This window comes from Oscillospiraceae bacterium (assembly GCA_015065085.1).
In the GTDB taxonomy this organism is placed as follows: domain Bacteria; phylum Bacillota; class Clostridia; order Oscillospirales; family SIG627; genus SIG627.
On record SVQW01000016.1, the window covers coordinates 25,451 to 49,193 of the forward strand.

Annotated in this window: 20 protein-coding genes; 5 read left to right on the plus strand and 15 right to left on the minus strand. The window is 48.4% G+C overall.

The annotated features are described in order from the left end of the window. Window positions 1-224: 224 nt before the first annotated feature. The 15 genes from uvrA to E7588_09465 all read right to left on the minus strand — a co-directional run bounded on the left by uvrA (window position 225) and on the right by E7588_09465 (window position 17,881). Complete coding sequence (gene uvrA / locus E7588_09395) at window positions 225-3,041, minus strand: excinuclease ABC subunit UvrA (GenBank protein ID MBE6689465.1); 2,817 nt, start codon at window positions 3,039-3,041, stop codon at window positions 225-227. A gap of 151 nt (window positions 3,042-3,192) precedes the next feature. Then, window positions 3,193-5,166 carry an excinuclease ABC subunit UvrB gene (gene uvrB / locus E7588_09400; protein ID MBE6689466.1) on the minus strand — a complete coding sequence of 658 codons (1,974 nt, stop codon included), beginning with the start codon at window positions 5,164-5,166 and terminating at the stop codon, window positions 3,193-3,195. Between the two features lie 415 nt (window positions 5,167-5,581). Further along, entirely contained in the window at window positions 5,582-6,826 is a 1,245-nt protein-coding gene (clpX, locus tag E7588_09405; protein MBE6689467.1) for an ATP-dependent Clp protease ATP-binding subunit ClpX, read from the minus strand. A 23-nt stretch (window positions 6,827-6,849) separates the two neighbouring features. Beyond that, complete coding sequence (clpP, locus tag E7588_09410) at window positions 6,850-7,434, minus strand: ATP-dependent Clp endopeptidase proteolytic subunit ClpP (GenBank protein MBE6689468.1); 585 nt, start codon at window positions 7,432-7,434, stop codon at window positions 6,850-6,852. Between the two features lie 88 nt (window positions 7,435-7,522). After that, window positions 7,523-8,998 carry a trigger factor gene (locus E7588_09415; protein ID MBE6689469.1) on the minus strand — a complete coding sequence of 492 codons (1,476 nt, stop codon included), beginning with the start codon at window positions 8,996-8,998 and terminating at the stop codon, window positions 7,523-7,525. A gap of 98 nt (window positions 8,999-9,096) precedes the next feature. After that, window positions 9,097-9,750 carry a serine/threonine protein phosphatase gene (locus tag E7588_09420; protein ID MBE6689470.1) on the minus strand — a complete coding sequence of 218 codons (654 nt, stop codon included), beginning with the start codon at window positions 9,748-9,750 and terminating at the stop codon, window positions 9,097-9,099. A 64-nt stretch (window positions 9,751-9,814) separates the two neighbouring features. Then, window positions 9,815-11,284 (minus strand): threonine synthase, encoded by a 1,470-nt coding sequence (locus E7588_09425; protein MBE6689471.1) that lies wholly within the window; start codon window positions 11,282-11,284, stop codon window positions 9,815-9,817. Window positions 11,285-11,300: 16 nt separating this feature from the next. Continuing rightward, entirely contained in the window at window positions 11,301-11,684 is a 384-nt protein-coding gene (locus E7588_09430) for a YraN family protein (protein MBE6689472.1), read from the minus strand. Beyond that, window positions 11,677-12,282, minus strand: a complete 606-nt coding sequence (locus E7588_09435) for a ribonuclease HII (GenBank protein ID MBE6689473.1) — start codon at window positions 12,280-12,282, stop codon at window positions 11,677-11,679. The genes E7588_09430 and E7588_09435 overlap by 8 nt, the downstream gene beginning before the upstream one ends. A gap of 260 nt (window positions 12,283-12,542) precedes the next feature. After that, complete coding sequence (ylqF, locus tag E7588_09440) at window positions 12,543-13,394, minus strand: ribosome biogenesis GTPase YlqF (protein MBE6689474.1); 852 nt, start codon at window positions 13,392-13,394, stop codon at window positions 12,543-12,545. Window positions 13,395-13,401: 7 nt separating this feature from the next. Beyond that, window positions 13,402-13,992: a signal peptidase I gene (lepB, locus tag E7588_09445; GenBank protein MBE6689475.1), complete on the minus strand. Its 591-nt coding sequence runs from the start codon at window positions 13,990-13,992 to the stop codon at window positions 13,402-13,404. Between the two features lie 44 nt (window positions 13,993-14,036). Further along, window positions 14,037-14,378, minus strand: coding sequence for a 50S ribosomal protein L19 (gene rplS, locus E7588_09450; GenBank protein ID MBE6689476.1), 342 nt, complete (start codon window positions 14,376-14,378; stop codon window positions 14,037-14,039). 188 nt (window positions 14,379-14,566) lie between these two features. Next, entirely contained in the window at window positions 14,567-15,535 is a 969-nt protein-coding gene (locus tag E7588_09455; GenBank protein MBE6689477.1) for a hypothetical protein, read from the minus strand. Window positions 15,536-15,539: 4 nt separating this feature from the next. After that, on the minus strand, window positions 15,540-16,721 hold the full coding sequence (gene thiI, locus E7588_09460; protein ID MBE6689478.1) for a tRNA 4-thiouridine(8) synthase ThiI: 1,182 nt from the start codon (window positions 16,719-16,721) through the stop codon (window positions 15,540-15,542). 38 nt (window positions 16,722-16,759) lie between these two features. Beyond that, on the minus strand, window positions 16,760-17,881 hold the full coding sequence (locus E7588_09465) for a cysteine desulfurase (GenBank protein ID MBE6689479.1): 1,122 nt from the start codon (window positions 17,879-17,881) through the stop codon (window positions 16,760-16,762). Window positions 17,882-18,192: 311 nt separating this feature from the next. On the opposite strand from E7588_09465, the gene argC reads away from it, so the two are divergent. The 5 genes from argC (at window position 18,193) to argF (ending at window position 23,727) form a co-directional block, all read left to right on the plus strand. Then, complete coding sequence (argC, locus tag E7588_09470; protein MBE6689480.1) at window positions 18,193-19,134, plus strand: N-acetyl-gamma-glutamyl-phosphate reductase; 942 nt, start codon at window positions 18,193-18,195, stop codon at window positions 19,132-19,134. A 132-nt stretch (window positions 19,135-19,266) separates the two neighbouring features. Further along, window positions 19,267-20,481: a bifunctional glutamate N-acetyltransferase/amino-acid acetyltransferase ArgJ gene (gene argJ / locus E7588_09475; protein MBE6689481.1), complete on the plus strand. Its 1,215-nt coding sequence runs from the start codon at window positions 19,267-19,269 to the stop codon at window positions 20,479-20,481. 287 nt (window positions 20,482-20,768) lie between these two features. Further along, entirely contained in the window at window positions 20,769-21,620 is an 852-nt protein-coding gene (gene argB / locus E7588_09480; protein ID MBE6689482.1) for an acetylglutamate kinase, read from the plus strand. Window positions 21,621-21,644: 24 nt separating this feature from the next. Next, a complete protein-coding gene (locus E7588_09485) occupies window positions 21,645-22,808 on the plus strand; it encodes an aspartate aminotransferase family protein (GenBank protein ID MBE6689483.1) in 1,164 nt (387 codons plus the stop codon). Between the two features lie 19 nt (window positions 22,809-22,827). Then, complete coding sequence (gene argF, locus E7588_09490) at window positions 22,828-23,727, plus strand: ornithine carbamoyltransferase (GenBank protein ID MBE6689484.1); 900 nt, start codon at window positions 22,828-22,830, stop codon at window positions 23,725-23,727. Window positions 23,728-23,743 lie beyond the last annotated feature (16 nt).

Consider the following 23,743-nt stretch of genomic DNA (forward strand, 5'->3'; position numbering starts at 1 on the left):
GCAATTCGCTAATTACGAAATCTCGCAAGCGAGCTTTCTGTGATTTTGCTATGCAAAATCTTCAAAACAGACTAAATATGAACAATAAGTTTTACAGACGTTTTGCCTTTTATATCAAGTAAAAAGCATTTTTATTTAAAATTATTTTTCGCCATGGCGAAAAATTTCCATAATTGCAAATTGAACATTGCGCATTGCACATTGAAAATGCGCTTCGCCCATTTTCATAACATCTTCTTGAGATACTGTCCCGTGTAGGACTTTTCGCAGGCGGAAATCTGTTCGGGTGTACCGCAGGCAACCACCGTTCCTCCGCCGTCGCCCCCCTCGGGGCCCAGGTCCACAACATAATCGGCTGTCTTTATAATATCCAGATTGTGCTCAATAACTATAACGGTATTTCCGCCGTCCACCAGCTTCTGCAGTACCTCACTCAGCTTTTTCACGTCGTCGGTATGCAGACCCGTGGTAGGCTCGTCCAGTATATACACCGTCCGTCCCGTGCTTCTTTTTGAAAGCTCGGTGGCAAGCTTAACGCGCTGTGCCTCACCGCCCGAAAGAGTGACCGACGACTGACCGATTTTTATATATCCCAGACCAACATCATAAAGAGTCTGAAGCTTGCGTTTTATGGCGGGCAGGCTGTCGAAAAAGCCAAGCCCCTCCTCCACCGTCATATCCAATACATCAAAAATATTTTTGCCCTTGTACTTGATTTCCAGTGTTTCACGGTTATATCTCTTGCCCTTGCACACATCACAGTTTACATACACATCAGGCAGAAAATGCATCTCGATTTTGAGAGTTCCGTCACCCTCGCATGCCTCACACCGTCCGCCCTTGAGGTTAAAGGAAAAGCGGTTTGCGCCGTATCCCCTTGCCTTAGCTTCGGGAGTTTTGGCGAAAAGAGTCCGTATCTCACCGAAAAGCCCCGTATAAGTGGCGGGGTTTGAGCGGGGAGTGCGTCCGATGGGCGACTGGTCAATGTCAATGACCTTGTCGAGATTTTCGATACCGCGTATCTCCTTGTGCCGTCCGGGGAAGGTGTTGGCACGGTTGAGCTGACGGGCAAGCTCCTTATGCAGAATTGCGTTTATCAGCGAGCTTTTTCCGCTTCCCGACACACCTGTCACCGCCACGAAACAACCCAGCGGTATTTTTACATTCACGTTTTTGAGATTGTTTTCGCTTGCACCTATAATTTCCAGGAATTTACCGTTGCCGCTTCTGCGCACCGACGGCACGGGAATAGTCTCCTTGCCCGAAAGATAACGTCCCGTAACGGACTCATCGCATTTTTTAAGCTGTTCGGGTGTTCCGCTGAACACCACATTTCCGCCGTGAACACCCGCTCCGGGTCCTATATCCACCACGTAGTCGGCATTTGCAATGGTTTCCTCGTCGTGCTCCACCACAATCACCGTGTTTCCCACATCACGCAGCTTTTTCAGCGTTTCAATAAGCTTGGAATTATCGCGCTGATGCAGACCGATGCTGGGCTCATCCAGTATATAAAGCACACCCATGAGTGAGGAGCCTATCTGTGTGGCAAGGCGGATTCGCTGGCTCTCACCGCCCGACAGTGTGCCCGAACGGCGGGACAGTGTCAGATATTCAAGACCCACGCTTTTCAAAAAGCTCAGACGTGCCTTTATTTCCTTGATTATTTCCTTGGCGATTATCTTTTCCTTTTCGCCCAGCACCAATTCGTCAAAGAATTTCACAAGCTCCTTGACGGATTTATTGCACAGCTCGCTTATGTTCAGCTCTCCCACCGTTACGGCAAGAGATTCCTTTTTAAGCCTCATACCCTTACATACATGGCAGGGCGTCTCGTTCATAAACTGCTCGTAATATTCGTTATGGCTTTCCTCGTAGCGCTTTGCAATAATGTTCAGAACACCGTCAAAGGTGACAACTCTGTCCTTCATAGCGCCTGCAAAGTAGGAAAAATGGGTGATGGTATAGGGCTCGGCCCCTGTGCCGTACAGCAGCGCATCCAGCGCCTCGGGAGAGAACTCGCTTATGGGCATATCCATTGTAAAGCCGTGTTTTTCGCCCACCGCGCTCGCCATTGCCTCCCACCATCCGCCCTCGTCGGCAGACTTGAAGCCGTTGCACTGTACCGCACCCTGAGAAAGGGAAAGGCTGAGGTCGGGGATGACCTTTTCAAAGGCGACGGAATTTTTAACGCCGATACCGTCGCACTCGGGGCAGGCACCGAAGGGATTGTTGAAGGAAAACATTCTGGGCATTAATTCCCCGATGCTGATGCCGTGCTCCTCGCAGGCATAGTTCATGGAAAAGCTTATATCCTCGCCGCTGTCCACAAGATTTATGACAATATAGCCCTCCGAAAGCTTGGCAGCGGTCTCCAGCGAATCGGAAAGTCTTTTTGAGATGTCGGGCTTCATAACAAGTCTGTCTACCACAATTTCGATGTTGTGGCGCAGGTTCTTGTCCAGCTCGGGACGCTCCGAAAGGTCGTACACATAGCCGTCAATCCTCACGCGCACAAAGCCGTTTTTGGAGGCGGAATCAAGCTCCTTTTCAAACCGTCCCTTTTTGCCCTTGGCAATGGGACTGAGCACCTGAAACTTAGTGCGCTCGGGAAGCTCCATAACTCTGTCTATTATCTGGTCGATGGTCTGCTGTTTTATTTCCTTACCGCACACGGGGCAGTGAGGAACACCGCAACGTGCATACAAAAGACGCAGATAGTCATATATTTCGGTTACCGTTCCCACGGTGGAACGGGGGTTTTTTGAGGTGGTTTTCTGGTCGATGGATATGGCAGGCGAAAGACCCTCGATATAGTCCACATCAGGCTTATCTATCTGTCCCAGAAACATTCTGGCATAGCTCGAAAGGCTCTCCACAAAACGGCGGTTGCCCTCCGCAAACAGAGTATCAAACGCCAGTGAGCTTTTTCCGCTTCCGCTCAGCCCCGTAAACACCACCAGCTTGTCACGCGGAAGCTCCACATCGATATTTTTAAGGTTATTTTCCCTTGCGCCTTTTATATAAATATTCTTGGTCATTGTGTGTTCCTTTGAATTATAATTATTGCAAAAATGATGGCTATGGCTTTAAAGATGCTTCGGCTAACGCTCAGCATGACACGTGTTTTGTCATTCTGAGCGGAGTGCGTAGCACGCAGTCGAAGAATCTTCCAAATTTGTGCATTGCGTATCAGCTCTGCTTTTTCAGCTTCATTATCTGGTCGCGGATTTTTGCCGCCTGCTCGAATTCCAGAAGCGCCGCCGCTTTTTTCATGTCCTCGGTCAGGCGGTCGATAAGCTCACGCTTATCCTTGGCACTGAGCTTCGCCTTGCCTGTCTGGGCATCGCGGGCTTTGAGCATATTTCCTGCGGAAATCTCGATAATATCCTTTACACTCTTGGTGACGGTAACGGGTGTTATGCCGTTGTCCTCGTTATATTTCATCTGAATTTTTCTGCGTCGGTTGGTCTCGGAAATGGCTTTTTCCATGGAGTCGGTAATCTTGTCCGCGTACATTATTACCTTACCCTCGGCATTACGGGCGGCTCGTCCGATAGTCTGAATAAGGGATGTTTCACTTCGCAGAAAGCCCTCCTTGTCCGCATCCAGTATAACTATCAGCGAAACCTCGGGCAGGTCAAGTCCCTCACGCAGAAGGTTTATACCCACCAGTACGTCAAATTCACCCAGACGCAAATCACGTATTATCTCCATACGCTCCATGGTATCGATGGAATGGTGCATATAACGCACCTTTATTTCCCTCTGCTCCAGAAAGTCGGTCAGGTCCTCCGCCATTTTCTTGGTAAGAGTAACCACCAGTGTGCGCTGACCCTTTTGGGTACGCATATTTATTTCGCCTATAAGGTCCTCTATCTGCCCGTCGGTGGGGCGCACCTCAACCTCGGGATCGCACAGGCCCGTCGGGCGGATTATCTGCTCGGCAATCTGTGTGGAACGGCTTTTTTCGTACTCGTTGGGAGTGGCGCTGACGTAAACTATCTGATTTAATTTGGAATTAAATTCCTCAAACCGCAAGGGACGGTTGTCAAAGGCACTGGGAAGCCTGAAGCCGTAGTCAATAAGGTTCTTTTTTCGGGAATAGTCCCCTCCGCTCATGCCCCGCACCTGAGGTACGGAAACATGGCTTTCGTCGATAAACAAAAGAAAATCCTCGGGAAAATAATCCAGAAGTGTGTAAGGCGTTGCCCCCGGGGGATTGCCGGCAAACACACGGGAATAGTTTTCAATGCCCGAGCAGTAGCCTATCTCGCGCAGCATTTCCATGTCATATTTGACGCGCTCCTCGAGGCGCTGAGCCTCCACCATTTTGCCCTCCGATTTGAAAAATGCCACGCGGTCGGTCATTTCGCGCCATATTTCGGCAATGGCGCGCTCGCGGTTTTCCTCGCCCGTAACATAGTGGGAGGCGGGGTAAATGGCGGCATGAATAATACTGTCCTTCACCTCACCCGTAAGGTGATGTATCTCACAAATTCTGTCTATCTCGTCCCCGAAAAACTCTATTCTCAGAACGATTTCGGTAGCGTTGGAGGGGAAAAGCTCAATAACGTCCCCTCGGACGCGGAATTTATTACGTGTAAACTCAATATCGTTGCGCTCGTACTGCATGGATATAAGCTTTGCAATAACCTCATCTCGGGATATTTCCATACCCGGACGCAAAGAAAGCACCATGCTTTTATACTCATTCGGGTCACCCAGGGTATATATGCAGGAAACGCTGGCAACCACAATAACGTCGCGCCGTTCAAACAGAGCCGAGGTGGCGCTGTGGCGAAGCTTATCTATTTCGTCATTGACGGCGGAATCCTTTTCAATATAAATATCCTTGCCGGGAATATACGCCTCGGGCTGATAGTAGTCATAATATGATACGAAAAACTCCACCGCATTTTCGGGAAAGAACTCACGGAACTCAGTGCAAAGCTGTGCGGCAAGGGTTTTATTGTGTGCCAGAACAAGAGTGGGACGGTTGACCTTTTCAATCACGTTAGCCATGGTAAAGGTTTTACCCGAGCCGGTAACGCCCAGAAGCACCTGCTCCTTATCACCCCTGAGAACACCCTCGGCAAGCTTTTCTATTGCCTGAGGCTGATCGCCCGTGGGCTTATATGAGCTGTGCAGAACAAATTTATCCATACCGTCACTCCTTTCACGCAAAAACAGCTATACATATTATATTATAACACAATTTTTTTAATATGTAAAGAAGATATTGAAAACAGAATATGCTTTGCCGTACAATGTGCATTGAGAAATAAAACCCGCTGTCGGAAGGTATTGTGTTCTAAAGGATAGTTAAATAAGAAAAAAACTCTGAAAACGGCATGAAAAGCCGAATTCAGAGGTTTTATTTATCCGGTGATATGTTGTCTTGCGACAACGCGATATATTTGCTTACGCAAATGCGGTATAATATAAATTCTCGTCACGAAGTGACATATCGCGCCGCTTACGGCATATCGAGTGCGAAGCACATATATCAAATTCCGCAGGAATTTATATCGCTGCGCAGTGTCCCCCCGGACACTGCGCTAAGACAGCGGTTTTAATTTTATTTCTTCTCGATTTTGGCTTCGCCGGTGCCTTTTACGGCGTCCTCGGTGATAACCAGACGTTTTACATTGTCCATAGAGGGAATGTCATACATGTATTTCTGCATGAATTCCTCCATTATTGCACGCAGACCGCGGGCACCGGTGTTGCGCTGAGCGGCAAGACGTGCGATTTCGGCATATGCCTCATCGGTGATTTCAAGCTCTACACCGTCCATATCAAACAGCTTTTTATACTGCTTGTAAAGGGAGTTCTTGGGCTCTTTAAGTATACGGATGTATGCCTCTTCGTTAAGCGGGTCAAGGGCTGTGATGACGGGAATACGTCCCACCAGCTCGGGAATAATGCCGTACTTAACAAGGTCGTGAGACACGATTTTGGAAAGTATCTTGCTTTCTTCCCTTTCCTTTTTGGTTTGAACCGTGGCACCGTAGCCGATGGACTGGCTGGCAGTGCGGTTTTCAATTACCTGCTCGATACCGTCAAAGGCACCGCCGCATATAAAGAGGATATTTGCCGTATTTATTGGGATAAATTCCTGGTTGGGATGCTTTCTTCCACCCTGAGGGGGAACGTTGGAAACAGTGCCCTCCAGAATTTTGAGAAGCGCCTGCTGTACGCCCTCACCCGAAACATCGCGGGTGATGGAACGGTTTTCGCTTCGGCGGGATATTTTGTCTATCTCGTCGATATATATAATGCCCTGTTCGGCGCGTGCCACATCGAAATCCGCCGCCTGGATAAGGCGCAGAAGTATGTTTTCCACATCCTCGCCCACATATCCCGCTTCGGTGAGAGTGGTGGCATCCGCTATGGCAAAAGGCACTTTAAGCGTTTTGGCAAGTGTCTGAGCCAGCAGTGTTTTACCCACACCCGTGGGTCCCAGCAAAAGAACGTTGCTCTTTTGTATCTCCACATCGTCCTTTTTGTCCTGCAGAATACGCTTGTAGTGGTTGTACACCGCAACGGCAAGGGCGGTTTTAGCCTTGTCCTGACCGATTACGTATTCATCCAATGCCTCCTTGAGCTGTGCGGGCTTGGGAAGATTTTTCAGCGACAGACCGTCGGTCTTGACAGCGGCATTGTCGCGTGCATCCTCAATGACCATATTGCACACGGAAACACAGTTCTCGCATATATTTGACCCTTTGGGGCCGGGAACCATAACCTCAACCTCGTCCTCGGTTCTTCCGCAGAAGGAGCAAACGAGCTTGGGATTTTTTGTATTATCGTTATTAGCCATAAATTGACCTTTCGTTCAAGCAGTTATATACGTTTTTCGATAACATTGTCAATAAGGCCGTATTCCATAGCCTGCTGTGCGGACATGAAGTTGTCGCGGTCAGTGTCGCGCTCGATTATTTCAAGAGGCTGACCTGTGCGCTCGGAAAGAATCTTATTGAGGGTAGCCTTGGTGCGGATAATGTGGTCGGCATGGATTTTAATATCGCTCGCCTGGCCCTGATAGCCGCCAAGGGGCTGGTGTATCATAATTTCGCTGTGAGGCAGTGCAAGACGCTTGCCCTTTGCACCTGCGGACAGCAGGAACGCGCCCATGGATGCCGCCATACCTATGCAGATGGTGGAAACATCGCACTTTATGAAGTTCATGGTGTCATATATTGCCATACCTGCGGTAACAGAGCCGCCGGGGCTGTTGATATACAGCGAAATATCCTTATCGGGGTCCTGCGCTTCAAGGAACAGAAGCTGTGCAACAACAAGTGAAGCGGTAACGTCGTTAACCTCGTCAGCAAGGAACACGATACGGTCGTTAAGAAGTCGGGAGTAGATGTCAAATGAACGTTCTCCGCGGCTGGTTTGTTCAACTACCATTGGTACAAGTGCCATAATTTTTTCTCCTTTTCTGATTGTGATGTTGTTTTTTGTCGGATAAATGTGCAAAATTGCGGAAGCCGAAGCCTCCGCAACTTAAATATTATTGATTGTCTTCGGTTTCGGTCTTTTTCTTGCGGGTGGTCTTGGGCTTTTCAGCCTTTTCAGCTTCGCCCTCAGCCTTTGCCTCGGTCTTTTCGGCTGTCTTCTTGGTGGTGGTTCTCTTTTTGGGAGCGGGCTTTTCAGCCTTTGCCTTTTCAGCCGCTTCCTTAGCCGCCTTTTCCTTTTCCTCGGCAGAAACCTCGGTAATCTTTGCGTTTTCCTTCAGGAAGTCAGACGCCTTGCGCATTGCCAGGTCCTTCTTAACGGTTTCAACGTCAAGAGCTTCCTTAACCTTTTCGATTTCCATTTTATAAGCTTCTGCTACGGTCTTGTACTCTGCCTCAACATCCTCATCGGAGGGAGTGATGTTTTCAAGAGCAACAAGCTTTTCAAGTGCCAGGCGAACCTTAACCTGACGCTCTGCGCCGGGCTTCATCTGGGTCTTGAGGTCGTCGATGGTGGTGCCGGTGTACTTGAAGTACATATCAAGGTCGATGCCCTGGCTCTGCATGCGGTATGCATAGTCATTAACCATGGAATCTACTTCCTGGTCGAACATAACCTGGGGAATTTCACCCTCTATGTTAGCGATGAGCGCATCGTAAAGCTGTTCAGCAACAGCGCCCTCAGCGGCATCGTTGTATCTCTTTTCTATTTTTGCCTTGACATCTGCCTTATATTCAGCCAGAGTGTCAAATTCGGAAACGTCCTTTGCAAATTCGTCGTCAAGTGCGGGAAGCTCCTTAACCTTGAGTGCGTTGAGGGTTACGGTAAATACAGCATCCTTGCCCTTGAGCTCCTCTGCGTGGTATTCCTCGGGGAACTTAACGTTGATATCAAAGGTCTCGCCTATGTTGTGACCTACAATCTGCTCTTCAAAGCCGGGAATGAACTGGCCGGAGCCAAGCTTCAGGTCATGACCCTTAGCCTCGCCGCCCTCAAATGCAACGCCGTCCACCTTACCGAGGTAGTCGATGTTTGCGGTATCATCCATTGCAGCTGCACGGTCGGTAACCTCGATAAGACGGGAGTTTCTCTCTCTTGCCATATCAACCTCACGGTCAACATCAGCATCGGTTACGGTACGTACAACCTTTTCTGCTTCCAGACCCTTATATGCGGTAACATTGATTTCGGGCTTTACAAAAACCTTAGCGGTAAGCTCTACACCCTCGTCGGTCATGTCAACTGCGGAAATTTCAGGCTGAGCAACAGGCTCAATACCGCTTTCCTTAACAGCCGCATCGTACTCACCGGGAATAAGATTGTTGAGGGCTTCCTCATAGAAAACGCCCTTGCCGTACATCTTTTCGATAATGCTCTTGGGAGCCTTGCCTTTACGGAAACCGGGAACATTAATCTTGGGAGCGTTCTTCTTGTATACCTTGAGAACCTCAGCCTCGAACACGTCCTTGGCAATGAAAAGTTCAAGCTCAGCTACGTTTTTTTCGGGATTATTAACTTTTTTCAGACTCATTTTGGGAAATCCTTTCTCTTGATGATATATATAACATTAATATTTTAATCATATTTGTGCTCTTGTCAATAGATTTTAACAAATTTCTTACATTATTTTCAATCTATTTTCAAAGGCTTAAACTCCAGGTAATCACCCGACACAAGATACAGAAGTATTCCGTACTTGGTACGGCATATCTTGTTTTCACCCGAAATGCCGTGCAGATGACCGTAATAAAGCCTCTCCACACCGTATTCAAGCAAGGTGTCCATCATGCTTTCATGCACTGCAAACGGGGTTGCGGCGGGAAAATGCATAAACGGGATTATCTCGGCATCGGGATGCCCGGCTTTAAGCTTTAATGCCGCATCCAGCGAAATGCGAAGCCGCAGGTTTTCACGCTCAACCAGCTTTTTGTCGTCTGCGCTGAGGCTTTCCTCACAGGTCCAGCCTCTTGTCCCGCAGATTATAAAGCCCTCGCGGAAGTACGCATTGTTGTGCATAAAATCGATGGTATCAAATCCGTTTTCCGCTTTGAAGCGCTCCAGCTTTGCGGCGGTGTCCCACCAGTAATCGTGGTTACCCTTGCCGATTATTTTACGTCCCGGCAGAGAATTGATAAATGCCAGATCGTCCCTCGCCTCATCCAGCGTCATGCCCCAGGAAATATCCCCGGGGATAACCACCGTATCGTCCGGGGTCACGGTGCTTTTCCAGTTTTTCTCAAGCCGTTCGGCGTGGTTTTGCCATCTTGCGCCGAACACGTCCATGGGCTTGTCACAGCTGAGGGACAGATGGGTGTCGGAAAGTGTGTATAACAAGTTTTTCAGCCCTTTATTTAAGGAATTTTATAACCTCGTCAGACATCTCTTGTTTATCAACGATGGTTGTGAAGCGGGGCTTTTTACCCATAAGCGCCGCAATGGGAGCGGGGACCTGAGCGCCCGTATATGCCTCGAGAGCACTTATGGCGGAAAACTCATCGCCCTCTGCCGTCTTACCGAAGGAAGCGAGAACATCGGCGGCGAACTTATAGGGGCTTGCGGTGGAAACCACCAGCATGGGGGTATTATCACAGAAGTTTTCGCGGTACTTTTCGGCGCAGTATGCCGCAACGGCGGTGTGAGTATCCATAAGGTAGCCGTTTTGGTCAAAGTACTTTTTGATGGCCGCCTTGGTGTTATCCTCGTCGCAGTAGTAGCCGCAGAACATTTTTTCTATCTTTGCGCGGGTCTCGTCAGTTACCTTGTAAACGCCCTTTTCGTTAAGCTGTTTCATGTCGGAGGAGGTCTCCTCGCAACCGCTCACAAGGTACAGAAGTCTTTCCAGATTGCTGGAAATAAGTATGTCCATAGAGGGCGAAGAGGTCTGATAGAAGGGACGGTTGCGGTCATATACGCCTGTGTTCATAAAGTCGGTGAGTATATTGTTTTTATTGGAAGCGCATACGAACTTATTTATATTAAGTCCCATCATATATGCTATGTAGCCCGCGAAGATATTACCGAAGTTACCCGTGGGAACGCACACGTTTATGGCATCGCCAAGCTTGATTTTACCGCTGTTCACCATATCGCAGTAAGCCGAGATATAGTAAACTATCTGGGGTGCAAGACGTCCCCAGTTGATGCTGTTGGCGCTGGAGAGGAAGTAGCCTGCCTCATGAGCCTTTTGTGCAAAATCCTTATCGGCAAATATTTTCTTTACACCGCTCTGGGCATCGTCAAAGTTTCCGCGGATGGCGCATACGTTTACGTTATCGCCCTCCTGGGAAGCCATCTGAAGCTTTTGGATTTTGCTGACACCGTCGCAGGGATAGAACACCATTATCTTGATTTTATCAAGATTTTTATAGCCCTCAAGTGCCGCCTTGCCCGTGTCGCCTGAGGTGGCAACCAGTATGCAGGCATCCTCACGGCTTTCGGTCATTTTCAGTGCCTCGGACAGTGCAAGAGGCATAAACTGCAGTGCCATATCCTTAAATGCACAGGTAGGACCATGCCATAATTCAAGGAAATTGAGCTCGCCCGCGGACACTACGGGAGCAGGATGCTCGCCGAAGGACTCACGGCTGTACGCCTTTTTGCATATATCACCCAGATTATTGTAATCGTCCAGGAACAGACCCAGCACCTTTTCGGCGCGCTGAGTATAGTCCAGCGGACAAAGAGAAGAAATAAAATCGATGTCGATTTTCGGTATTTCGCAGGGCATATACAGACCGCCGTCGGAGGCTATACCCTTCTTGATGACCTGTGCGGCGGTAAGATTGTCGTTTTCGCCGCGTGTACTTTGATAAAACATTTTTATTTTACTCCTGTCAATGGTTGTTGTTTTCGTTTACGTAAAATGCGTCCTTAATGTGGTTGATTTCAGGGAAAAACGGTTTTTTTATGACCTCGACAACATCAAAGCGGTACTTTCTGTAAGGCAGAAAGCTTTCGCGCATGTACTGACGCGCGGATTTTATGATAAAGCTCTGTTTTTTCGGAGTCACGCTTTCGGCGGGAGTGCCGTACAGACGTGCGCTTTTTTGGGTTTTGGAGCGTACCTCAACAAAGACCAGTGTATCGCCCTTTGAAGCCACAATATCGATTTCGCCGAAGCCAGTATAAAAGTTGGTGTCGTGTATGCGGTAGCCGTGCAGTATAAGATAAATTCTCACAAATCCTTCGGCACGGTTGCCGTCGGCGCGCCTACTCATCTGAGCCGTGAAGCTTTTTGAGAAAGCTTTTGCGGTGCAGTGGGGTGGCGCCGTATTTTATAATGGCATCATAGTGTGCTTTGGTGGGATAGCCCTTATGACCTGCAAGACCGTACTCGGGATATATTTTATCCATTTCCATACAGTATCGGTCGCGTGTTACCTTGGCAAGCACGGATGCCGCCGCAATACAGGGAAGCTTTCTGTCGCCCCCCACAACCGCCTTTGCAGGCTGTTCAAAGCCTCGCAGAGTGTTACCGTCCACAAAAAGATACTCCGGCTTTACACTCATGTTTTCCACCGCGCGCTTCATGGCAAGCATAGCGGCATTAAGAATGTTTATACTGTCTATTTCTTCGGGGGTGCACATACCGATACCGTAGGACACGGCATCGCGTATTATTATGTCGTAAAGCTTTTCGCGCTTTTTTTCGGTAAGCTTTTTGGAATCGTCCAATCCCTCGGGCACATATCCCTCGGGCAGTATCACCGCCGCGGCATAAACACTTCCGAAAAGAGGGCCTCTGCCCGCCTCGTCAAGACCTGCAACAAGGGTCACGCCCTGCGGAGTCAGTTCGTTTTGAAGCTGAAAATCCATGGTTTGTCCTTTTCAAATGCGGATTACGCATTTGAAAATCAGCAATTCGCAATGCGCAATTCGCAATTTCGGTTGATTTTGCTTCGCAAAATCTCCAAAATAAATATAAATATTAAGTTTTATATTTGTTCCGTCTGTTATTTCAAGTAAAAAGCATTTTTATTTAATATTATTTTTCGCTTTTGCGAAAAATTTCCTTAATTGCGCATTGCGAATTGGGCATTGCGAATTGCAGAGCGAAGCGCATTACGAATTGCGAATTATAAGATATCCAGCGTTATTCTGCCTATCTTTCCGCCTCTGAGCTCGTCCAGAATGGTGATACAGCAACGGTCGTAGTCCACCTCACCGCCCGACACCAGAAAGCCTCTTTTTCTGCCGATGGCTTCAAGAAGCTCCACGGGGGTCATGTCAACATCGCTCAGCTTATATCTTTCCGCCAGCTTTGCGGGATATCTTTCGCGCAGGCGCTCAAGAAGTGCGATGGTTATATCGTCAAGGTACAGTACGTCGTCCTTGATTGCACCTGTTATTGCAAGGTTTTCCGCAACGGTGCGGTCGTCGAATTTGGGCCACAGTACACCCGGCATGTCAAGCAGCTCGATGCCGATATTGGTCTTGACCCACTGCTTTTGCAGAGTGACACCGGGGCGGTCCTCAACCGCCGCCTTTTTAAAACCGCAAAGGCGGTTTATAAGGGAGCTTTTTCCAACATTGGGTATGCCCAGAATCATAGCCTTGACGGCTCTTCCGCTCATGCCCTTCGAATCGTATCTTTCCAGCTTTTCGTGCAGTACCTCGCGTATTTTCGGCTCGATGTCACCCAGTCCGTGACCGCTGATGCAGTCGGTGACTATAACGCCCTGCCCCTCTTCCTCCATGCGCCTTTTGAAGCGCGCCGTCATATCGGGGTCGGCAAGCGAGGATTTATTGAGAAGCGACACCATGGGCTTTGTGCCCACAAGCCTTTTAATCTCGGGGTTTTTACTGCTTTTGGGGATGCGCGCATCCAGAAGCTCGATAACTATATCAACATTTGAAAGGTTTTCACTTATCATACGGCGGGTTTTCGCCATATGACCGGGAAACCACTGTATATTCTGACCCGGCATTTTACACCTATCGTTCTACCGGCAGTACTTTGCCGAATTTATTTACGGGCGTTACTCTGAAAAGCACCTTGCCCATGAGATTTCTTGTGTCAATGGCGCCGAAGGAACGGCTGTCACGGGAGTTGTTGCGGTTGTCACCCATAACAAAAACTCTGCCTTTTTCAACGGTGTAGGGGAACTGGATTATACCCGAGCGCATCTGCTTGCCCTCGATGTAGTTAACGTACGGCTCGTCAAGAGGCTCGCCGTCCACCGTGACCGTCCACGTATTAAAATCTATATCCACCGTCTGACCCTCGGTGGCGATAACTCTCTTTATGAGAGGTGCGTTGTAATCGTCCTCAATAGCCTGAAAAACGACAATGTCGCCCCTTTTTGCGGGAAGTAAGCCCGAAATCACCAGCGAATCACGGTGCTCCAGTGTTTTCATCATGCTCTCGCCGTCCACTGCAACAATGCGCAAAACAAAGGTAAACAGAAGCACTACTGCAACAAGCGCCGTAACAAAGGTCTCAACCCAGTCGTACAGTTCTTCGGTGAAGCTGTTTTTCTTTTTTTCTTTTTTGGCTTTTGTCATATTACCTCCAGAAAAACACATATCGGTATTTCCGCTGCGCAGAAATACCGATATCCGAACACAAATTATATGCGTTCCTTAACTTTTGCGGCTTTACCGGAAAGTCCGCGCAGATAGTAAAGCTTCGCCCTGCGGATTTTACCCTGTCTTACGATCTCAACCTTATCGACATTGGGCGAATGAACAGGGAAAGTTTTTTCAACGCCTACGCCGTAGGAAATACGTCTTACGGTGAAGGTTTCGGAGATGCCGCCGTTTTTCTTAGCGATAACGGTGCCTTCGAAAATCTGAATTCTTTCTCTTGTACCCTCCTTGATTCTGTTGTGAACCTTAACGGTGTCACCAACGTTGATTACGGGTACCTCCTGTTTGAGTTGCTCGTTTGTAAAAGCTTTAATAAGATCCATAAAGCTCCTCCTTCCTTTTTTAGGAAAGCCGGAAGCGTTCATGCCCGGCAACGGCAGCGGACCGCTCCTTTTTTCATAAATAAAAATATTGTTTATGAATGGGCACACTGTGCCCTGTATACATAACGGGAATATTATACCACGCAGACCTGCGATATTCAAGAGAAAACCAAAAAATTTACAATAATTTAATTTTTGAGCATGCACTGCATTCTCATATCGGTGCCCTTGAACTGATAAACGGTGAATTCACCCAGAAAACGGCTGGTCATACGGCGCTCGTAGCGCTTTTCCAGCTCCGAGGGGGAAAGGTTGGTGCTGATTATCATGGGCAGGCAGTTGAGAATACGGGTGTTGACTATATTATAAAGGAAGCTGAGGTTCACTCTGTTGACGTACTCCGCACCCAGATCGTCAATTATGAGAAGGTCACTTGTCAGGTATTTGTCAAGGTCATCGTCCTCGCTGTTGCGGTCAAAATGCTCCCTTTCAAGCTTCATCATCATGTTGGGCGCCGTGTCGTATACCACCGAATAGCCTTTATCTATAACGGTTTTGGCGATAGCGGAGGAAATGTGGGTCTTGCCAAGCCCCGTATCGCCCGCAAAAAACAACGACGGACTTTTTTCGGGGTCAAAATTTTCGGCATACTTTTTTGCATCATTATATATAGTGCTCATGGTGCTTCTCACCTCGGGGGAGGTGTACACATTCAGCGAGAAATTGTCAAAGGACTGGGTGGTGATAAGCTTGTACATGCCCGACGTTTTGTAGCTTTCCAGAGCCAGCTGACGTTTTGCGCAGGTACACAGATTTATGCCGTCATAGCCTGTGTCACGGCATTTGTCGCACTCGTACACCACGTCGGTGTAATTTTCGGGGTAGCCGTTTTCCTTAAGAAGTGTACCGCGTGCGCTGAGAAGGTCGTCGTAGTTCTTTTTCAAAACGGCAAGACGCTGTTCAAGTCCGTCCCTGCCCATGCCCGCCTCCTTGAGAATGTTGAGAGGCAAAAGGGATATTTCGCCGTCCAGCTTTGCCAGAAGCGGTATTTTTTTATAAAGCTCCTGCTTTTTTTCTTCCGCACGGTTGTAGGCGTCCTCTGCTTTTTTGTTGTAGGACTCCATTATTCTGCGGAAGGCTTCGCGCTCATATGCCAAAAAATCACTCCCTTTCCAATATCATGGTGTCAAGGCTTTCAAATGCCCTTTCCATAAGTCCCTGTCTGTCAAGACGGCTTTCCTGCTCCAGTATTTTTTCAAGCTCGGGGCGGGTCTTGGGGTGACGGGGAGTAAACACGGTACAGCAGTCCTCATACGGCAGTACCGAGGTCTCAAAGGTGTCTATTTTACGTGCTATGCGGACTATATCTTCCTTATCAAATGCTATAAGGGGGCGCAGTACGGGAAGCTTTATGGGCTGTTGGGTAACGCCCAGTGCATACATGGTCTGGCTGGCAACCTGACCGAGACTTTCACCGGTAATAAGCGATGCGCACTTGTTCCGGCGGGCAACCCTTTCGGCAAGCTCCATCATGAAACGTCGCAGAAGGAGAGTGAAATATTCCTCATCGCAGTTGTCGCGGATGGCTTCCTGTATCTCGGTAAGTGAAATTATGTTGAACTTCATGCTGTCGGTGTAAACGCACAGTTTTTTCGCAAGCTCGATTACCTTATTGCGTGCACGCTCGGAGGTGTAGGGATAGCTTTCAAAGTGAAGTGCCTGAACATCCACACCGCGCTTTGCCATCATGTAACCCGCAACCGGGCTGTCTATACCGCCCGAAAGAAGTAACATTCCGCGTCCCGAGGAGCTTTTGGGCATACCGCCCACACCCTCGACCGAGCCTGCATGAATATACGCACAGCGGTCGCGGATTTCTATCATAACGGTGATTTCGGGATTGACCACATCCACTCTTACGTCGGGACACATTTCGCTGAGCTCTCCGCCCACCGTCTTCATAAGGTCAACAGAGGTGTAGGGGAATTTTTTGTCACAGCGCTTGGCGTCTGCCTTGAAGCTTTTGTATTTATTTATCTCGGCGGGCATATATTGCTTTGCCACGCGGATGATATCCTCCAGATTTTTCTCGGCGCAGTAGGCGATACACAACGAAACTATGCCGAAAATGGTGCTCACTCTTTCAAAAGCGGGCTCGATAAGACTGTCGTCGTCCTCGTTGCCGATGGGGGTGACGTACACGGTGGACTGCATGGAAACCACCTCGAACTTACCTAAATCCTTAAGACGTCCCCTTATCTGATTAAGCAGAAGCTTTTCAAAATAATTGCGGTTAAGTCCCTTTAAAATCAGCTCTCCGTATTTGAGCAGAATACATCTCATAAGTATTTATATTCCTTCCGATAGTATTTTTATAAATTTCAGCGTACCTTCTGAAGCCTTTTCATGCCGTTTTTCACAGCCGATACAAATTCATCCGCCTGGTCGCGCGTGTTGTAGGTCGAAAGGCTGATGCGCAATGTAAAATCGGCATTTTTATCCGCACCGAAGGCGGTGAGAACTCCGCTTTTTCCCTTTTTGGAGGAGCATGCCGACCCGCTGGAGACGTAAATTCCGAACTCCGACAGGTGGTGAAGCATGACCTCGCTTCTTACCCCCTCAAATGCCGCACTGATTATATTGGGCGCGGGATTTTCGGGCAAATTAAAGCTTACACCCTCAATCTCCGACAGCTTTTCAATGATATATTTACGTAAATCCGCCATTTTCTCTGTATCCGCGGACAGCGTTTTATTAAAATGCTCCGCCGCCGCACCGAATGCCGACAGGGAAATAAGATTTTCTGTTCCGCTTCTCAAGCCGTTTTCCTGACCGCCGCCCATCAGCTGAGGCAGTATGCGAACACCCTTTTTCTTATAAAGCGCACCCACACCCTTGGGGGCATGCACCTTATGAGCCGAAACCGAGATAAGGTCGGCGTCGGGTATTTCACGGCTTTTCAGATAGCCCTGCACAAAATCACAGTGAATAAGTGCCTCGGGAGCCAGCTTTCTGATGATGGGATAAAGGTTATTTACTCCGTAAACCGCACCCGTTTCGTTATTTGTATGCATGATTGACACCAGAACGGTTTTGTCGTTGAGAGCTTCACGAAGCTCATCGGTGTATATTTTTCCGCCGACAGTGGAAAGATAAATCACCTCAAAGCCCTGTTCGCTCAGCTTTTTCATGGGCTCGGACACCGAGGGATGCTCGGAATTTGTGGTTATAATGCGGTTGCCGCGGCGTATTTTCGCCATCGCCCCGCCGATAATTGCAAGATTATTGGCTTCGGTACCGCAGGAGGTGAAAATTATCTCCTCCTTGGTACATTTAAGTGTGGCGGCAATCTTTTTGCGTGCCGAAGTGACAAGCTGTTCCGCTTCAAAGCCCCGCGCGTGAAGTGATGAGGGGTTGCCGTAAACATCAAGATTATTTATTATGTCCTGCTTTGCCGCCTCGCACAGCGGTGTGGTGGCGCTGTTATCAAAATATATTTCCATGTCATTTTACTTTCTTTTACTGTGATTTTTATATTATATAATAAATCCGCAAAAAAATCAAGACCCATGCACAATTCGCAACTGATGAAGAAAACTGCGGGAGAAGAGCGCGGTTTTTCGTAAATACTGTACAACTTTTTTGCAGTTATGCACATTGTGTGTTTTTATGCATAAATTTCGTAAACATACTGAATAATTATTCAAATTGACTATTGACATTTTTGCCGTTTTGTATTATAATATTGTACAATGTGAAAAATAGGCAAATTTCGGCATTGAATAAACCGCATGAGCCTTAGATTTTGGAGTTTATTATGTACAAGGTATTCATCGACGGCAAGGAAGGAACCACGGGGCTTAAAATTTTCGAACGGTTCTCCCTGCGTAACGACATTGAAATATTGGAAATAAGCGAGGAAAAGAGAAAGGACCCTCAGGAAAGAGCAAAATTCATAAACGCTTCCGACATTACTTTTCTCTGTCTGCCCGACGCGGCGTCCGTTGAGTCGGTGTCGCTGTGCACCAATCCCGCCACCAGAATAATCGATGCCTCCACCGCACACCGCACCAATCCCGACTGGGCATACGGCTTTGCGGAGCTGGGCAAAGCTTTCAGAGACAAGATAGCAAACGGCAAGCGCATTGCGGTGCCGGGCTGTCACGCAAGCGGCTTCAATTCGCTGGTATATCCCCTGGTCGAAAGCGGTATGATGCCCAAGGATTATCCGGTCACCTGTTTTTCTCTTACGGGATACAGCGGCGGCGGAAAAAAGATGATAGCTCAGTACGAGGATGAAAACCGCTCGGGTGAGTTTGACAGTCCCCGTCAGTACGGTGTAAGCCAGACCCACAAGCACATTCCCGAAATGAAATACATACCCTCTCTTGACAATGCACCCATATTTCTGCCCACCGTATGCGATTTTTACAGCGGTATGCAGGTAAGCATTCCTCTGTTCACCTCAATGCTCAAGGGAAAGCCCACTCTGCAGAACATTTACGAAATGTTCGCACAAAAATACGACGGTCAGAAAATGGTCAAGGTCCGACCCATCGTCAGTGAAGGACTTATTCCCTCCAACAACATGACAGGCAGAGATGATATGGAAATCATCATCACGGGCAATGACGACAGAGTGGTAGTGATAAGCCAGTTTGATAACTTAGGCAAGGGCGCTTCGGGCGCGGCAATGCAGTGCATGAATATAATGCTGGGGCTGGACGAAGGCTTCACGCTGACAGTGGGAGAATAAATCAAAATTAGCAATGCTGTTTTCCGTAAGCTTAATAAAAAACGTGCCAAGCCGAGTAAAATCGGAAAAGGCGAAAGGCCTAACGCAGCATTTTTCGATTTTGAGAAGGTTTGTAAAGAAAGGCGATAAATCATGGTAAAAGTAATTCAAGGCGGTGTCTGTGCCGCAAAAGGATTTAAAGCAGGCGGTATCCATTGCGGTATCCGTAAGAATAAGACTAAAAAGGACATTGCTCTTATTGTGAGCGAGGTCAAGGCAAATGCGGCAAGCGTTTATACAAAAAATCTTGTAAAGGGCGCGCCGATATATGTGACAAAAGAAAACATTGCCGACGGCAAGGCGCAGGCGGTCATATGCAACAGCGGCAACGCCAACACCTGCAATGCCAACGGCATTGAAATAGCAAAGGCTATGTGCGAGCTGGTTGAAAAGCACACGGGAATAAAGGCAAGTGACGTTATTGTCGCTTCCACCGGTGTTATCGGTCAGCCTCTTGATATAGTTCCCATCGCCGAGGGTATGGACGCGCTTTGTGCTTCACTGGGTGATAACAGCCGTGACGCAGCTGAGGGTATTATGACTACCGACACACTGCTTAAGGAAATTGCAGTGGAGTTTGAAATTGACGGCAAGGTATGCCGTATGGGCGGTATAGCAAAGGGAAGCGGTATGATTCATCCCAATCTTGCCACCATGCTGGTGTTCATCACCACCGACGCGGCGATAGCTCCCGATATGCTTCAGAAAGCGTTGTCCGAGGACATTACCGACAGCTTCAACATGGTATCCATCGACGGCGACACCTCCACCAATGACATGGTTTCCATCATGGCAAACGGCATGGCGGGCAACAATGAAATAACAGCCGAGGGCGCAAGCTTTAATGCATTCAGGCAAGCTTTGAGCGAGGTCACCCAGTATCTTTGCAAAATGATTGCAAAGGACGGCGAGGGTGCAACAAAAATGCTGGAATGCAAGGTCAGCGGTGCAAAGGATAAAGCCACCGCAAGAACGGTTGCGAAATCGGTTGTATGCTCCAGCCTTCTCAAGGCGGCGATGTTCGGTGCGGACGCCAACTGGGGACGTGTGCTGTGCGCGGTAGGTTACAGCGGTGCGGACATCGATATTCACAAGGTGGACGTAGACTTTGTTTCATCGGCAGGCAAGGTTGAGGTTTGCAGAAACGGAGCAGGCATCGAGTTTTCGGAAGAGGTTGCCAAAAAGGTTCTGAGCGAAAACGAAATTTACATAAACATCTCTCTCAACAGCGGTGACGCATTTGCCGTTGCGCGCGGTTGCGACCTGACGTATGATTACGTTAAGATAAACGGAGATTATCGTACCTGATTCGCAATTAATTAAGGAAAATTTTGCTGTGCAAAACTAATTATTAATCCGCGCAACGACATTGCGTTAACACAGTGTCACGCGGTCAAACCAACTACAAACTACAAAACAAGCCAAACCGAGTAAAATCGGAAAAGGCAAGGCTTGCACTGACGAGAACGAGGGAGTGTACTAAACGTACTCGACCAAGTTCGAGGATGTGCGTAACGCAGCATTTTTCGATTTTAAGAAGGTTTGTAAGTTATTATTTTATATCAACATCAATAATACATCAAAGAGGAATCAACATGGAATTAACCAATGCACAAAGAGCCCAGGTGCTCATACACGCACTGCCCTACATACAGTCCTACACCGATAAGGTAGTGGTGGTAAAATACGGCGGAAACGCTATGATAAACGAGGAACTCAAGAATGCCGTTATGGGCGATCTGGTACTGCTGTCACTGATAGGTGTCAAGGTTGTACTGGTACACGGCGGCGGACCCGAAATCACCGAAATGATGGAAAAGGTGGGCAAAAAGAGCGAGTTTAAGAACGGACTGCGCGTTACCGATGCCGAAACCGCTCAGATTGTGCAGATGGTTCTGGCGGGTAAAATCAACAAGAGTCTTGTAACGCTGATGGGCAATATCGGCGGAAAGGCAATCGGTCTGTGCGGTATGGACGGACAGATGATCGAAGCCGAAATGCTCAATCCCGAGCTGGGCTATGTGGGCGAAATAAAGAACATCAACCCCGAGCCCATAAATGACCTTTTGCAAAAGGGTTACATTCCGATAATCTCCACCGTGGGCTTTGACAAAGAGGGCAATATCTACAACATAAACGCCGACACTGCGGCGGCGCGTATAGCGGCGGCGCTGGACGCGGAAAGCCTTATCTCCATGACCGACATAAGCGGTATAATGCGCGACAAGGACGACCCCTCCACTCTCATTTCACAGATTAAAGCGGAAGAAGTACCCGCTCTTATCGAAAGCGGAGTTATCTCGGGCGGTATGATACCCAAGGCACAGTGCTGTGTCAGTGCCATAGAGGGCGGTGTAAAAAAGGTATTTATTATCGACGGACGCATTCCCCACGCAATACTTATCGAAACCCTTACAAACGAGGGTATCGGAACAATGTTTATATAATTAAGACATAATCAAGAGGTCACTATGAACACTACAAAAAATCTGGACAAAGAATATATCGCCGCCTCCTACGGACGGTTTGACGTGCTTTTTGAAAAGGGCGAGGGCTCATTGCTGTTTGACGAAAACGGCAAGCGGTACATCGACCTTGGAAGCGGTATTGCCGTTAATACCTTCGGTCTGTGCGACAAGGTGTGGCAATCCGCGGTAAGCGAACAAGCCTCAAAGCTTCAGCACGTATCTAACCTTTACTATACCTCTCCCATGGCTCAGCTTGCACAAATGCTGTGTGAAAAGACAGGTATGAAAAAGGTATTTTTCTCCAATTCCGGCGCAGAGGCAAACGAGTGCGCCATTAAATGTGCAAGAAAGTATTCCTTCGACAAATACGGCGAGGGAAGAAATGTTATTATTACCTTAAAACAAAGCTTCCACGGAAGAACTATAACCACTCTCTCCGCCACCGGTCAGGACACCTTCCACACTACGTTTGGTCCTTTCACCGATGGCTTCCGTTATGCCGAGCCGAATGACATAGAGGACATGAAAGCTCTTGTCGACGACAAGGTGTGCGGAATCATGATAGAGCTTATCCAGGGCGAAGGCGGAGTGAATGTGTTAAAGCCCGACTACGTCAAACAGCTTGAAGCGCTGTGCCGTGAAAAGGACATTATGCTGATAATCGACGAGGTACAGACGGGCAACGGTCGTACAGGTGCGCTGTACTGCTACATGAACTACGGCATCTCCCCCGACATTGTTTCCACCGCAAAGGGACTTGCGGGCGGGCTCCCCATGGGCGCAACCATGATGGGCGAAAAAACAAAGGACACCATTACCGCAGGCTCTCACGGCTCCACATTCGGCGGAAACCCCGTTTGTGCGGCAGGTGCGTGCAGTATCATCAGCCGTATTGACGATAAGCTGATGGCGGACGTCAAGCGCAAGAGTGAATATATCATAAACGCACTCTCGGGCGCAAAGGGTGTAAAGAGCATCACGGGTCTGGGCTTTATGCTGGGTGTTGAAACCGAAAAGCCCGCAAAGGACGTTGTTGTAAAATGCATTGAAAGAGGCGTTGTTCCGCTGACCGCCAAAAACAAGGTCAGACTTCTGCCTGCACTCAACATTCCCGACGAGCTTCTCACCGAAGCAATTACCGTTTTAAAACAAGTAATCGAAGAATAACCGAAAGGACTTGATATAAATGAACCATCTTTTAAAGCTTTCGGACCTTACGTCCGAAGAGATATTTGAAATTCTCGACCTTGCCGATAAATTAAAGGCAGAACGCAAGGCAGGAATTGAGCACCCCATTCTCAAGGGCAAAACCTTAGGCATGATATTCCAGAAATCCTCCACCCGTACCCGTGTTTCCTTTGAAGCGGGTATGTATCAGCTGGGCGGTTCGGCGCTGTTCTTAAGCTCCAACGACCTGCAGATTGGCAGAGGCGAGCCTATAAAGGACACCGCCCGTGTGCTTTCACGTTATCTGGACGGAATTATGATACGAACCTACAAGCAGAGCGACGTTGAGGAGCTTGCCGAGTACGGTTCTATCCCGATTATAAACGGTCTGACCGACTACGCTCATCCCTGTCAGGTGCTTGCCGACCTTATGACCATACGTGAGTACAAAAAAGAGCTTAAGGGTCTTAAAATGTGCTTTATCGGCGACGGCAACAACATGGCAAATTCCCTTATCGTGGGCGGTATAAAAGCAGGTATGGAAGTCGCCATCGCTTGCCCCGCAGAGTACAAGCCCGATGCCGACATTATGAAATGGGCGAGCGAAAACGGCAAATTCATCTGCACCGAGTGCATAAAGACCGCGAGCGAAAACGCCGACGTGCTGTACACTGATGTATGGGCATCCATGGGTCAGGAGGGCGAGGCTGAAAAGCGTAAAAAGGACTTTGCAGGCTATCAGATTAACGACACCGTTATGAGCTATGCCAAGGCGGACGCAATGGTGCTTCACTGTCTGCCCGCGCACAGAGGCGAGGAAATCACCGCCGAGGTGCTGGAGGCTCATCCCGAGATATTTGACGAAGCGGAAAACAGACTGCATGCGCAGAAAGCCGTGCTGGTTAAGCTGATGAAATAAACCGCAAAAAGGACAA